Here is a 13,022-nt window from a genome sequence, read left to right as displayed (position 1 = left end):
GCTCCTAGCACTACTTAAACACGGATTTTGGCGCTGTAGACGGTTTTCACACGTGTCTGGCAAGCTGACGCATGACCACCGATCAAGCCACTGCTCTTCCCCTTCGACGCTTCCTACGGCCCTTCCAGCGCGTGCTGGGACATGCTCGGCGCCGAAAATGGTGTCCTGTGTATCTGCGCGGCTTGATGGCCCCACTGGAACGCAAAAGCCTACAACCACTTGCAGAACACGTCGCGCCTGGTCAGTACGCGCAGCTGCACCATTTTGTCACGGTCAGCCCCTGGAACGATGATCAACTTGGTRCCGTCCTCGCGCGACAAGCGCAGCGGTTGGTCGGTGGCCGGGATGCCGTGTTGATCGTGGATGACACTGCGTTCCCAAAACAAGGCACCAGCAGTGTCGGGGTCGCCAGGCAGTATTGCGGTGTGCTGGGCAAAGTCGCCAACTGTCAGATTTTGGTTTCGCTGACGCTCGCGAAGAACGATATTCCCGTTCCTTTGGCGCTGCGACTGTTCCTACCCCAGGTCTGGACAGATGATCCAGAACGATGTATTGCTGCTGGTGTCCCAGAGGGACACCAGCAGTTTCTGACCAAAAAGCAGTTGGTCTTGCAGGAGATCGACCGCGTCCGACAGGACGGTGTGACCTTCAAAGTCGTCGTTGCAGATGCTGGTTATGGAAACAGCGCCGAGTTTCGTGGAGCACTCACGGCCCGGGGACTCATGTGGGCTGTCGGTGTCCCGGGCACGCAAAAGGTGTACTCGACCAAGGTCGGGATGCTAACAGAACGGAGATCCAAGACCGGCCGACTCTTGGTGCCTGTTCCTGACGAGCCACGCAAAAGCGTGGCTCAAGTCCTGCACGATCTTCCACCGCACAAATGGGTTTCACGGACTTGGCGCAAAGGCACGAAAGGACCGCTGCGTGCCCGTTTTGCCATTCTGCGCGTCCGGGTCGCTGACGGCGGGGAACTCCATGACGGTTCCCATCTCCCAGGGGATGAAGTCTGGTTAGTCGGTGAACGTCGGGCCAGCGGAGAGCGGAAGTATTACCTGACCAATCATTCGGCCAGCACATCAAAAATCGAGCTGATCCGCGACATCAAGGCTCGGTGGTCCTGTGAACAGGTCCATCAACAGCTCAAAGAGGAGTTGGGGCTCGACCACTTTGAAGGGCGTTCCTGGCGAGGTCTTCATCATCATGCGCTGTTGTGCATGATGGCGATGCTCTTCTTACAAAGGCTCCGCTGCTTCTCGTACAACTCAGCATCAACTCCTCAAGGTACTCTTCCGCAGCTGCGAAAGGAAATTTGGGCAACATGCAGGGAGATCATCAGTTGCCCACGCTGTGGACATCAACCGGTAGGTCCTCCGCGACGAAGTTTCCCTTGACGATCCACCCTTTTGCGTTCCTGCCGTTCCTGCCTCATAGCGATTTTGAGAACTTCGGCGTCGTGGTCCCGCTGAAACTCCGCAATAAGGTCTTGAGCATAAGTGGAAATGTTCGGCGCGATTTCGCGCAGTGTCCCTTCACCAGCGTCATGGTCATACCACCAGATGCGCTCATCATTTGCCAAGTCAATGACAGCAAAATTCCCGCCTCCATCCTCGCCGATCACCAGATAATGTGCCGGCCACGGACGGCCATCGGCCATCCAAGGCGTTTCATGATCCGACCACAGATCCACATTGACATGAATAATTCTCTCGGCGTTGAGAAAAAGACGATCGTCGGCTGGCACCTGAGCAGGTTCAGTTGGGCTGTTCCGAGTGGTCTTAAGTTCACTGGGTATATCGTCCAGAAAGGTTATGTACCAACGTGGAATCTCAATGCCAAGGCCCTGCTGCAGCCTCGTGGCAGAATGGTCAGTCATGGTTGATAGTATAATTTGAGCATTTCAGCCTTCAAATATAGACCCATCAACTTCGTAAAAACATTGTCCATATCGCGAAAATCCGTGTTTGAGTAGTGCTAGNTTGATAGTATAATTTGAGCATTTCAGCCTTCAAATATAGACCCATCAACTTCGTAAAAACATTGTCCATATCGCGAAAATCCGTGTTTGAGTAGTGCTAGTCTGTGTCCGCGTAGGACCCCATCCTGTAAACTGTGAACCACGCCAGTTTCGGGAGGTCAGCCATGACGTTCGGACCGAGCCGCCTAGCCCTCAACGAAATTCAACCGGCAGCGCCGCGTCGGCTGCCCCGGCCTGCCGCGCCAGTGCAGGCGCGGCAGGCGACGCTTCCACCGCCGGATACCCTAGCCCTGGGCCGCGCGCTGGATGACCTGACCCGCCGGCCCGTGGTGGCCCAGCGGCAGGCCGTTCAGGCGCCCCTACGGGCGGCGGCGCTGGCCCGGCAGGAAGAAGGCCAAGTCCGGCAGCGCCGATCCCATCTGGAGGCCAGCCTGGAGGGCCTCGGAGCGGCTCCTGAACGGCCAGTGCAGCCGTCTGCGGCCCCGGTCATGCCTACCCAGCCGCAGACTCCCGGTCAGTGGGCCGCCGCCCTGCTCGAGCGGGCCGGAGAGGTCGAAGGCCGGCCTCTGGACGCCCGTCAGGCGGCGCAGTTCACGGCGTTACAGCGGCAGGTGGCCCAGACCCTCGCGCAGGGGTTCCGGCAGGACCGCCGCGCGCCGGAAGAGCGCTACAGCGACTACGGCGACCACCTCGCCACCCTGCAGCGCCACCCCGTGAGTGCGCCGGTCGCGGGCGTGGTGCTGGGGCTGGTGCCGGCCGCCGAGCGCCCCGCTCTGCAACGCGCCGCCGCCGAGGGCCTGGAAAGGCAGCTCGCCCATGAGGAAGCCCTAACCCGTGACCACAGCCGCCAGACCGTCCAGCGGCAACTGGCCGAGCTGGACGCCGAGGCCGGACGCCCCCTGCTGGAGCGCATCCAGGCGCGGCGCGGTGCCGGGAATCCTCTGCCGGAAGGGGTGCGCCGTCACCTCGAAACGGGACTGAACCACGACCTCTCGCGCGTGCGTATCCATGACGACGCCGAGGCCCACAAGCTCGCCAAGGGGGTGCGGGCCATCGCCTTCACGGCCGGCACCGACATCTTCTTCCGGCGCGGCCACTTCGACCCCGACAGCCGCAGCGGGCTGGAACTGCTGGCGCACGAGGTCACGCACACGGTTCAGCAGAGTCGGGGCAAGGTGGGCGGCGGCGTGGACCCCGACGCGGGGCTGGAGGCCGAGGCGCGGACTATGGGCGCCAAACTGGTCGAGGCCATGCCCAACACGGTGATGCCCAGTGCCAAGAGCCTGCTGCCCCCGGTCAGCCGCTACGCGCCGGGCGTCTATACCCCGGCGGCAGCTACGGCGCGCGTTCAGGCAGGCGCCGCGCAGCACTTCGCCCTCAAGCCGCTGCATGACCTGCAACCCCGCAGCGTGCAGCGCTTCGACCTGGGCGGCGCGCTGGGGGCCGCCTGGGACGCGACGGGCGGCAAGGTGGTCGAGAAGGGCAAGGAACTCGTCGCCAGCGGCCTGAAGGTCATTCCCGGCTACAAGGAGCTGTGCCTGGCCTTCGGGCGCGATCTGGTCACGGGGAACGCGGTCGGCGGCAGCGCCGAGAGCATCCTGACGGCCCTGACCAACTGGGTGCCCGGTCCCCTCAAGGACATCCTGCGGGCGCTGCGCGAGACCAACGTGATCGGTAAGGCCTGGGAGTGGTTCAAGGGCGAACTGGGCAAGCTGGACCTCGCGGGCGCGCTGGGTGAAATCGCCAGTGCCATCGGCAAGGCTGATCTGGGGGCCGCCACGTCGGCCGTGACCCGGCGCATCAGCGGCGTGAAGAACCTGATCGTGGGCAGCGCGCGCAAGATCGCCGAGATCGGCCTGACGGCCCTGACCGCCGGTCTGGGACCGCTGGGCAAGCAGATCATGGCGAAGCTCAAGGGCGCGGGCGACGTGATCGTCCAGGTGCTCAAGGACCCGGTCAAGTTCGCGCGCAACCTCATCTCGGCGGTCGGCGGCGGGTTCAAGGCCTTCGGCAGCAACGCGCCCAAGCACCTGCAAAACGGCATCGGGCAGTGGCTGACCGGCGCCTCAGGCATTGCCTTTCCGGCCAGCTTCAGCCTGGAGGGCGTGTTCATGACCGCCCTGAGCGTCATGGGCCTGACCTACCAGACCATGCGCGGCAAGCTGGTGCGCGCGCTGGGGCCGGGCGGCGCCGACAAGGTGGGCAAGGCCGAGAGCACCGTGCAGGCCCTCCAGGTCATGAAGGGGGGCCTTCAGCACGCCAGCGAGATGAAGGGCGAGCAGGGCAGCGTGGGCAAGGCCGTGCAGGACGGGGTCAAGAGCGAGGTGACCAAAAGTCTCGTGCTGACGGGCATCCAGAAACTCGTGACCATGCTGGTGCCGGGCGGGGGCTTCATCAACGCGGTCATCGGGGCCTTCCAGACGGTGCAGACCATCGTGCAGCAGGCGGCCCAGATTGGGCAGGTCGTGACGAACGCCCTGGGCAGCGTCGCCGCTATTGCGGCCGGGAACATCTCGGGGGCGGTGGGCCTCATCGACCGGGCGCTGGGCGGCGCGATTCCGGTGGCGCTGGCATGGCTGGGCAAACTGGTGGGCCTGGGCAACCTGGGCGGCAAGATCAGGAACGTCATCAACAAGGTCCGTGGCCGCCTCGACCGCGTCGTGGACAAGATTGTGGCGAAGGTGAAGGGCATCATCGAGAAGGCGTTGGGGAAAGGCAAAGCGGACGGGAAGCTGGGCGACGACCGTGACACTCCGAACAGTGCGAAGGTCAAGGCGGATGTTCGCGCCTATCTGGCGAGTCGGCTGCCGAAAAGTTTCAAGACGACTGGCGAGGTTTCTGCCGTCCTTCGAAGCACCTATGCGAAATTCCAGTCAGGCGGTCTCAAGGCACTCAAAACCCAGCGGAAAGGTCTGAACTTTTCGGTCTTGGCGAAAGCCTCTCCCTTCGAGAATGTAGGAATCACACAGGCAGAAATAATGTTCGATCTTGACGACATCGAACTGATGACCCGAAGAAGAGGCGTGGCCCTCAAGGCGTCCATCAACGGCATCAAAATAGAATCATCCACAAATACACCGGGCAAAAAAGGTGAGCTGCCCAAGCACGCGGAAGAAAACTTTGTCCTCAACGCCCAAAAGATCCTGACGAACCTTCCCCAGCGCGGCCAGGGGGCGAAAGTCGTCGTTCAACTTTCCAGCAGCCCTTGTGGTGATCCGGGATGTGACACCATCCTGGCCCAGAAACTCCATAACTGTGCCTCCACCTTGATCGACTTTGCCAAGACCCATAAAATCGACCTCAGCGTGCAGGTTTTAGGACTTTATACGCCCAACATTGCCGGTGGCAAAGCGCTCTCCAAAGCGGGCATTCAGCGGATGCTGGAAGCGGGCATACGAGTAGAAACCTGGACACCCGATCAGGCCATTCGGCAAATTGAGTCCCAGAGTGGCGAACTTGATCCGGCGGCGGCAAGGGCCATCCGTTCAAAAGTCAGGAATGCGCTGAAAGCGCTCGAAGATATTTCCGGCCTCAATCTAGGCGGTGCTTAAGAGTATGCAAAAATCTCAGATGTCTAAAATGCAGCAGGAGCACAGGTCGAATGTCACTGCGCAGCTTGTGAACTCAGGGTGGCAACTGAAAAATATAGAGGCTTACGATGCTGACTTTTTCCTAGACGCCGAACTATCCGCACGAAAAAGAAACACCAACTGCATTCTCGAACTCAATCTGAGTTACGAGGATGAGTACGTTTCTATCGCCGTAGCCAGTTTCAAACACGGGCGGGCCGAATACGTGGTCTACTTTCAGGATTTACCACAGGCGACTGCGGCCGTCTTAGAACTGGTCAACTCATCAGATACCTTGACTGTGAATAATTCCATTTACCTAGCAGAGAGATTGTGCGACCTCTTTCCTGAAAATGTCTATTTTTTCGACGGTGATAAAAAAGAGCTACTAAATAAAAAAAATATCAACGATATCTTTGCGTCGAGTCAGTAATTCTCTCTAGATTACTCTGAAACTAAGAAGAGGCCACTATAGCTGATCGGTATAAATGATTGAGCAATCTGGACGTTGTGCTCAGGAGGTCCTGTGCGAGCCGCAGTTTATTCTCTGATCAGACCAGAAAAAAGCTTGGCTGCCAATTTCATATCCGGAACCCGTGGCTCTCCCACTCTCTCCCCGGTCAGGACAGCACTCCTATCTGACATAGCGCCGCAGCACGAACTCTTGACTGCTCCGGTTTGGTCAAAGTACGATATCAGTGATGTAAGAGTGGCCGGAATGATTGGCTTTAAAGAGACAGGTGTTCTACTGAATAATGTACAGAGATCACGCTTTTTCTAGATCCATAGCGAAAAGTGACAAATCGGAGTAGCTCCGGAGCACTACGCATAAAGGTCTGGATATATCGAACGATAGAAACTAGACGGTCAGAACACAAGCTGAATCCTGAAAAGAAAAACCCCGCTTCGGCGGGGTTTTTCTTTTTGGTGGGCGGTATAGGACTTGAACCTACGACCTCTCGCGTGTGAAGCGAATGCTCTACCACTGAGCTAACCGCCCGATCTGGTGTTGCGCTGGTGGGCCCTGCCGGATTTGAACCGGCAACCAATCGGTTATGAGCCGACTGCTCTGACCGTTGAGCTAAGAGCCCGTACGACGGAGGCTGCGCATCCGCCCGGTGCGTTGCACAAGGCGAGGGGAAGTGTAGCAATGGACCCCCGCCTTGTCAAACACTTGGGGAGAGAGGGGGCAGCGGCGAGTACAGTCTTTCTATGCATGTCGCGCATATAGCGTCCGAGGTCTTTCCCTTCTCCCGTTCCGGTGGCCTGGGCGACGTGCTGGGGGCACTACCGGCCGTGCAGGCGGCTCAGGGCGCCGAGGTGACGGTGGTCTCGCCCTGGTACGCCAGCCTGGGCGGTGAGACGCCCGAGCATCTGTGGGCCGGCGACCTGCCGGAGCTGGGCGATACGCTGAATCTGGGCGCCGCGCCCCATGCCTGGGCCGGTGAGGTGAGGCGCGGCGGCGTGCGCTACCTCTTCATCGGCCTGTCGCCGTTCTCGCGGCCGGGGCTGTACCACGACGACGACGTGTGGCGCTACTGCGCCTTCGGGCAGGCCGTGCTGCCGGTCCTGCGCCGCTTGGGGGCCGTGCCGGACGTCGTGCATGGCCACGACTGGCAGGCGGGCCTGGTGGTGGCGCACGCGCAACTCGCGGGGCTACCCACGGTCTTCAGCGTGCACAACCTGCAGTATCAGGGCAAGTGGAATTTTGCCGAGGGCAGCCGCTGGACCGCGCTGCCCGCCTGGGCGCTGGGGCCGGACGGCGTGGAGATGGGCGGCGACATCAACCTGATGAAAGCCGGCCTGACCTTCGCCGACCGCGTGACGACCGTCAGCCCGACCTACGCCCAGGAGATCACCACGCCGGAGTACGGCGAGGGCCTGGAGAAGTTGCTGGAAGGACTCGCGCGGCAGGGCCGACTGAGCGGCATCCTGAACGGGCTGGACCAGGAGCGCTGGGACCCGCGCACCGACCCCGACATCACGCCCTACGGCGACCTTGCGGGCAAGGCAGCGGCGACGGCGGCCCTGCGCGCCGAATTCGGGCTGGACGACGCACCGGTTCTGGCGGCGGTCAGTCGGCTGGCAGGGCAAAAGGGCATGGATCTCCTGATCGAGGCGCTGCCCGCCCTGACACCCGACTGGAACGTGGTCGTGCTGGGCGGGGGCGACCCGCTGCTGGAGGCCGCACTGACCGGCTGGGCGCAGCACCCGCGCGTGGCCTTCGCGCAGGGTATGAACGAGGCGCTGGCCCACCGCATCTATGCCGGGGCCGACGCCTTTGCCATGCCCAGCCGGTTCGAGCCGTGCGGCCTGTCGCAGATGATTGCCATGCGCTACGGCACCCTGCCGGTCGTGCGCGAGACGGGCGGGCTGGTGGACACCGTGCCGCACGACGTGGGCTTCCGCTTTGCCGACGCCTCACCGGAGGCCCTGAGCCGTGCGTGCGCCGAGGCCCTAGTCGCGCACCGGCAGCCCGGCGACTGGGCGGGACGCGCCGAGCGGGCCATGCGGCTGGACTTCAGCTGGGACGGCCCGGCACGGCACTATCTGGAGCTGTACCGCTCGCTGCGCTGAGGGCCTCCTCCAGAAAGGGCAGCAGCGCCGCCGTGAAGGTCTTCGGCGCGTCAAGGTTCGAGAGGTGGGCGGCGCCGGGCAGCACCTCGCGGCGCCCACCCGCCAGCTCGGCCATCTCCTGGGCGCGCTCCGGCGGCGTCAAGGTGTCCTCAGCCCCGACGAGCGTTAGCACGGGCATCTTCAGGCCGCGCAGGGTGTCCCGGTGATCGGGCCGTGCGGCCATCGCCCGCAGCGCCCCCGCGACTCCGGCAGGCGTCGCCGCCTCGACCATCGGGCGGATGCGCCCAAATGTCGAGGGCCGATGCTCCTCGCGCGCCGCGTCCACCAGAAAGCCGGTGCCCTCTGCCAGGGCCCGCCCCGCCTGCTCGTGGCGGGCCTCCACTTTCTCAGGCGGGTCGGCGCGGGCGGTCGTGTCGGCCAGCACGGCGGCAAAAAACCGCTCCGGAGCCTGCGCCAGCAGTTCCAGACCCAGGTATCCCCCCATGCTCAGGCCCACCAGAGCCAGTGGTTCCGGGGGCAGTAAGGCGAGGAAGTCGGCCGCCGCGCCGCGCAGAGAGGTCACCGCGCCGGGCTGACCGCCGAAACCGGGGAGGTTGGGGGCCAGGACCGTCCAGCCGGCAGCTTCGAGGGCGCGGCGCGGCTCGTCCCACATCGCGGCCGAGAGCGGATAGGCGTGCAGCAGCAGGGCAGTACGGGCAGGAGGCATGGTCCAGGGTAGGCCGGCGCGGCGCGGGCAGTCCTTCAGGCGACCTTGAACCGCAGGCCACACGCCCACGCCCCTGCGCCGACCGCACGGGGTAGCCTCCAGACCATGACCCCCGACGTGACTGTCCAGCCCGCCGCCCCGGCCGACCTGCCCCCCCTGCTCGCCGCACTGTACGGCGCGCCCGAAGAGGACGTCGCCTGGATGGCCGACACCCTGAGCGCCGCCTGGACCGCACAGGCCCCAGGCGGCGAGGTCCTGGGCGCAGTCGGCCTGCGCCCCAGCCCGGCCAACGGCGCCGAGTTGCTGGGCGGCGCCCTGGCCCACCCAGAGGGCCGCGACCACGAGGACGCCGTGGCCACGGCCCTGGCCCGTACCGCCCACGCGGCGGGGGGCCGGGTCTACGCCTTCGCGGACGGCCACCTCTTCTCGGCGGCGGCGCTGCGGGCAGCGGGCTACCGCGAGGCCGCCGCCTACCGCCTGCTCGCCGGGCCGACCCCGCAGGCCGCGCCCCAGGTGCCGCCGGGCTTTACGCTGCGGCCGCTGAGCGAGGTGCCGGGGCTCGCCACCCGTCTGGACGCCCTGGCGACCTACGAGGACCGTCTGGGCCACCACGCCGTGACCCCGGCGGCCGCCGAGGACGGCGCAGGCGGCTACGACCCGGCCCTGAGCCTGATCGCGCTGGACGCCTCGGGGCGGGCGGCCGGCATCTGCCGCGCCGCGCCGGAGGAGGGCTACGCGCGCATAGACGCGCCGGGCGTGCGACCGGAGCTGCGCGGCGGCGGTCTGCGCGCCGCGCTGCTGCTGGGCGTGTGCGCGCTGGCCAGCGCGCGCGGTTTCGGGGACGTGAGTGTGGAGGGCTGGGGCGACACCCCGGCGGAACTCGCCGCCGACCTCGCGCTGGGACTCGGCGTGGAGATAGAGAACCCGATCTACGCCGCGCCCTGAAGTGCGTCTCGGCACGGGCGGGACTGATAAGCTGGCGCGCGTGAATCTCGCGGTGGTCCTCGTCTCTCCGAAAACGCCCGGCAACGTGGGAGCGGCGGCCCGCGCGATGCTGAACATGGGGGCCTCCGACCTGCGGATCGTGGCCCCGCGCTGCGACTACCTCGACCCGCAGGCGGTGGCGATGGCCGTCCACGCGGCCGACCTCCTGCGCGGCGCGCGGGTGTACGCCACCCTGCGCGAGGCCCTGGCCGACCGCGACCTGAGCGTAGGCACCTCGGCCCGCATCCGCGCGGACCTGCCCGCGCCCCGTCACCCGGGGCAGCTACGGCCGTTGGTGCGCGGCGCGGCGGCCCCGGCGCTCGTGTTCGGTCCCGAGGAAACCGGCTTGATCAACAGCGACCTGGAACAGTGCCAGGTGACCGTGCGCATCCCGACCGGCGACTACGCCAGCCTGAACCTCGCGCAGGCCGTGCTGCTGGTGTGCTACGAGTTCCTTCAGGGCGTGGACGAGGTGCCCGAGCACACCCGCAAGACGGCCACCCGCGAGGAGATGGAGGCGACCTACGGTCACCTGCGCGAGGTCATGCACCTCATCGGGTACACCGACGCGGTGCGCGCCCGCCACACGCTGCGGCTGTGGCGAAGCCTGCTGGACCGCGCGCAGATGAGCAGCGGCGAGAGCCGGCTGTTCCGGGGACTGCTGCGGCAGGTGCAGTGGAAGGTGGGCAGTGTGGGCGTGACCCCCGTCTCTGGCCCTGACTTTGGTTCCGAGCTGGATCCGGTACAGGAAGAGGACGGCCCAGCCAACCACTGAACCGGGCTGACCGCCCGGCACAGCGCCCCCTCCGTCCCCTGCTGGGGCGACTGCTGAGCTACGTCCCGCTGCCCGCCCGGCGAAGGCCACGGAAAAGGGCCGCCTCCTTTGCCTATGCTGCGGACATGACCGACCGGCCCGCTCCGTCCCCGTCCTCCCCTGCCGCGCAGGCGCCGGGCCTATCGCAGGGGCCAGCCACCGCGCAGGCCCTGCCTGCCCCGGCGCAGCTCTCGGACCGGGTGCGGGTGGTGCGCAACACGCTGCCGCCGCTCATCCTGCTCGTGGTGGTGGTGGTCGAGCTGCTCATCGCGCAGCTGCGCAGCCCCTCGGCCGAGCTGTGGGCGCACCTGCTGTTCTACGGCCTGGTGGGACCGGCCGTGACCTTCTTCAGCGTCGAGTGGATCGCCGAGGGCACCCGCGCGCGCGAGCGGGCCGAGCGTGAACTGCGCGCCCTGTACGGCGAGCTGAGCGCCTCGCACGGGCGGCTGCGGGCGGTGCAGGAACTTATGCGCGACCTCGCCGAGGCCCCCGACCAGGGTGCGGTGCTGGAGGTCGCGGCGCGCGGCGCGGTGCGCGTGACCGGCGCCACCCACGCCACCCTGACGGTGCCCGGCGGCCTGAGCGGCACGGCGCGCGGCGATACCCTGCTGGCCGCCCCCAGCGCCGACCTGCACCCCCTGAAGGTGCCGATTCCGGGCGGGGGGGCGCTGGCGCTGCATTTCGAGGCCCCGCCCGGCACCGACACCGAGGCGCTGGCGCAGGCCCTGGCCGCCGAGGTCGCCAACGGGGTCGAGGCCGCCCGGCAGCGCACCCTGGACCTGATGACCCTGCACTCGGTGGACCAGAGCATCCGCGCCGAGCGCAACATGCGCCGGCTGCTCTCGCGCATCACGCGCAACATGGCCGCCCGACTGAACGTCGCCGCGCGCGCGGCCTACCTCACCGACCAGGACGGCGTGCTACGGCTGGAATACGCCGAGGACGAGCGCGGCGAGGCGGTCGGCGGCAGCCCGGCCCCCGCCTTCGCGCTGCGGGTCGTGGAGGCCGGCAAACCCCTCATCGCGCAGGAGGCCGAGGCCCTGGGCGTCTTTCCGGGAGCGCGCAGCGCTCTGGGTCTCCCCATGCTCAACGAGGATGGGCTGCTGGGCGTCCTCGTACTGGGCGACGGCCGGGAGGGCGCCTTTGCCGAGACACGCGTGCCGCTGCTCGCCTTGATGGCCGGGCAGGCCACGCTGGCGGTGCGCAACGCCCGCGCCTACCTGTACTCCGAGGAGCTCGCCATCAGCGACGAGCGCGCCCGGATCGCCCGTGAGATCCACGACGGGGTGGCGCAGTCGCTGGCCTTCGCGGCCCTCAAGCTCGACGTGGTGTCGCGTCAGCTGCGCACCGACCCCGAACGCGCCGAGAACGAGGTGCGGGCAGCCGGGTCCCTGCTGCGCGAGCAGATCCGCGAAGTGCGCCGGTCAATCTTCGCGCTGCGTCCCATTGACCTGGAACGCTATGGCCTGCTGGAGACGGTACGGCGCTACGTCCTGGACTTTGGCGAACAGAACAACCTGCGCGCCACGCTGGATTTCGGCGGTCTGGAAGACAGCGGTGAACTGCACCTCGCGCCCGGTGACGAGGCGATGGTCTTCCGGCTGGTGCAGGAAAGCCTGAATAACGTCGCCAAGCACGCCCGTGCCCGCGAGGTCAGCGTGAGCCTGCTGGGCGGCCCGCGCGTGCGGCTGCGGGTGCAGGACGACGGCGTGGGCTTCGACCTGGGCAGCGTGACGGGCCGGGTCAGCAGCGCGGGCGGCCTGGGCCTCATCCAGATGCGCGAGCGGATCGAGGCGCGCGGCGGGCGCTACCGGGTGCACTCGGTCCCTGGTCAGGGCACGCTGGTCGAGGCCGAGGTGCCGCAGACCTGAGTGCGGGCCTCTCAGCCCGTCAGGATGAAGCCGTGCAGGGGCGGCAACGTGCGGAACCGCACCCAGTCGCCGACCTGGGCCGGGGGCAACGGCGAGTAGGCCGAGAGCACCAGCGGCAGCCGGGCACGCACCACCCAACTGCGGCCCAGCACCTGCTCGATCTGGCCGCAGCCCTCGGCCGCCGAGATACCCACCAGATTGAGCGTCTCGCGCGTGGGCGGGGTGTCTCCTCCAAGCACTTCGGTCTCGGGCAGGTCCAGCAGGCCGTTCACGACGACCCGCGCCGGACCGGGGGGCGCGGCGTAGGGGCCGCAGCGGTCGAAGAGATACAGCACCCGGCCGGCCGACGCGAACTCCAGTAGCGGACTGCCCTCGGGCTGGGGATACAGCAGGCCGCTCGCCGCGTATTCGCCGTAACGGGCCATGAATTCGGCCTCGGAGTTTTCCAGGGCACGCGGTTCGGCGGAGCGCTCCTGCGTCAAGGGGAGTTCCGGGGGCGGCGGGCGCGGGACATGGCCCGGATTCT

At 66.2% G+C, this 13,022-nt stretch carries 10 protein-coding genes and 2 tRNA genes; 7 read left to right on the top strand and 5 right to left on the bottom strand.

Going from position 1 to position 13,022, the window contains the following annotated elements:
• The first annotated feature begins 71 nt into the window (after positions 1-71).
• On the top strand, positions 72-1,391 hold the full coding sequence (locus ASF71_RS22325; protein WP_082505536.1) for an IS701 family transposase: 1,320 nt from the start codon (positions 72-74) through the stop codon (positions 1,389-1,391).
• On the opposite strand, the gene ASF71_RS22320 is transcribed toward ASF71_RS22325, so the two are convergent.
• The gene (locus ASF71_RS22320) at positions 1,355-1,873 is read right to left on the bottom strand and encodes an SMI1/KNR4 family protein (protein WP_082505534.1); all 519 of its coding nucleotides are present in this window, start codon (positions 1,871-1,873) and stop codon (positions 1,355-1,357) included. The genes ASF71_RS22325 and ASF71_RS22320 overlap by 37 nt on opposite strands.
• A 266-nt stretch (positions 1,874-2,139) precedes the next feature.
• On the opposite strand from ASF71_RS22320, the gene ASF71_RS04825 reads away from it, so the two are divergent.
• Positions 2,140-5,526, top strand: coding sequence for a DUF4157 domain-containing protein (locus ASF71_RS04825; RefSeq protein ID WP_156372615.1), 3,387 nt, complete (start codon positions 2,140-2,142; stop codon positions 5,524-5,526).
• Between the two features lie 4 nt (positions 5,527-5,530).
• Complete coding sequence (locus ASF71_RS23465) at positions 5,531-5,977, top strand: hypothetical protein (RefSeq protein WP_156372614.1); 447 nt, start codon at positions 5,531-5,533, stop codon at positions 5,975-5,977.
• A 492-nt stretch (positions 5,978-6,469) separates the two neighbouring features.
• Here ASF71_RS23465 and ASF71_RS04820 read toward each other — a convergent pair.
• Both ASF71_RS04820 and ASF71_RS04815 read right to left on the bottom strand, forming a co-directional pair.
• A tRNA-Val gene (locus ASF71_RS04820) sits at positions 6,470-6,544 on the bottom strand.
• A 15-nt stretch (positions 6,545-6,559) separates the two neighbouring features.
• Positions 6,560-6,635, bottom strand: a tRNA-Ile gene (locus ASF71_RS04815).
• 121 nt (positions 6,636-6,756) lie between these two features.
• Here ASF71_RS04815 and ASF71_RS04810 point away from each other — a divergent pair.
• Positions 6,757-8,121: a glycogen synthase gene (locus tag ASF71_RS04810; RefSeq protein ID WP_056295839.1), complete on the top strand. Its 1,365-nt coding sequence runs from the start codon at positions 6,757-6,759 to the stop codon at positions 8,119-8,121.
• Here ASF71_RS04810 and ASF71_RS04805 read toward each other — a convergent pair.
• Entirely contained in the window at positions 8,066-8,827 is a 762-nt protein-coding gene (locus ASF71_RS04805) for an alpha/beta fold hydrolase (protein WP_056295836.1), read from the bottom strand. The genes ASF71_RS04810 and ASF71_RS04805 overlap by 56 nt on opposite strands.
• A gap of 105 nt (positions 8,828-8,932) precedes the next feature.
• On the opposite strand from ASF71_RS04805, the gene ASF71_RS04800 reads away from it, so the two are divergent.
• From ASF71_RS04800 to ASF71_RS04790, 3 genes are all read left to right on the top strand, one after another.
• The gene (locus tag ASF71_RS04800) at positions 8,933-9,772 is read left to right on the top strand and encodes a hypothetical protein (RefSeq protein ID WP_056295834.1); all 840 of its coding nucleotides are present in this window, start codon (positions 8,933-8,935) and stop codon (positions 9,770-9,772) included.
• Between the two features lie 40 nt (positions 9,773-9,812).
• Positions 9,813-10,586 (top strand): RNA methyltransferase, encoded by a 774-nt coding sequence (locus ASF71_RS04795; RefSeq protein WP_056295878.1) that lies wholly within the window; start codon positions 9,813-9,815, stop codon positions 10,584-10,586.
• Positions 10,587-10,711: 125 nt separating this feature from the next.
• Complete coding sequence (locus tag ASF71_RS04790) at positions 10,712-12,496, top strand: sensor histidine kinase (protein WP_235514134.1); 1,785 nt, start codon at positions 10,712-10,714, stop codon at positions 12,494-12,496.
• Positions 12,497-12,507: 11 nt separating this feature from the next.
• On the opposite strand, the gene ASF71_RS04785 is transcribed toward ASF71_RS04790, so the two are convergent.
• Positions 12,508-12,921 carry a hypothetical protein gene (locus tag ASF71_RS04785; RefSeq protein ID WP_056295872.1) on the bottom strand — a complete coding sequence of 138 codons (414 nt, stop codon included), beginning with the start codon at positions 12,919-12,921 and terminating at the stop codon, positions 12,508-12,510.
• Between the last annotated feature and the right edge of the window lie 101 nt (positions 12,922-13,022).

Source organism: Deinococcus sp. Leaf326 (assembly GCF_001424185.1).
Lineage (GTDB): Bacteria > Deinococcota > Deinococci > Deinococcales > Deinococcaceae > Deinococcus.
The sequence above is the reverse complement of the archived record's forward strand: the minus strand, read 5'-3'. Positions and strand labels throughout refer to the sequence as shown.

What these genes read in the sequence shown, in the direction of transcription:
- ASF71_RS22320 (WP_082505534.1), bottom strand. Translation starts at nt 1,873, where the DNA reads ATGACTGACCATTCTGCCACGAGGCTGCAGCAGGGCCTTGGCATTGAG.
- ASF71_RS04825 (WP_156372615.1), top strand. Translation starts at nt 2,140, where the DNA reads ATGACGTTCGGACCGAGCCGCCTAGCCCTCAACGAAATTCAACCGGCA.
- ASF71_RS23465 (WP_156372614.1), top strand. Translation starts at nt 5,531, where the DNA reads ATGCAAAAATCTCAGATGTCTAAAATGCAGCAGGAGCACAGGTCGAAT.
- ASF71_RS04810 (WP_056295839.1), top strand. Translation starts at nt 6,757, where the DNA reads ATGCATGTCGCGCATATAGCGTCCGAGGTCTTTCCCTTCTCCCGTTCC.
- ASF71_RS04805 (WP_056295836.1), bottom strand. Translation starts at nt 8,827, where the DNA reads ATGCCTCCTGCCCGTACTGCCCTGCTGCTGCACGCCTATCCGCTCTCG.
- ASF71_RS04800 (WP_056295834.1), top strand. Translation starts at nt 8,933, where the DNA reads ATGACCCCCGACGTGACTGTCCAGCCCGCCGCCCCGGCCGACCTGCCC.
- ASF71_RS04790 (WP_235514134.1), top strand. Translation starts at nt 10,712, where the DNA reads ATGACCGACCGGCCCGCTCCGTCCCCGTCCTCCCCTGCCGCGCAGGCG.
- ASF71_RS04785 (WP_056295872.1), bottom strand. Translation starts at nt 12,921, where the DNA reads ATGGCCCGTTACGGCGAATACGCGGCGAGCGGCCTGCTGTATCCCCAG.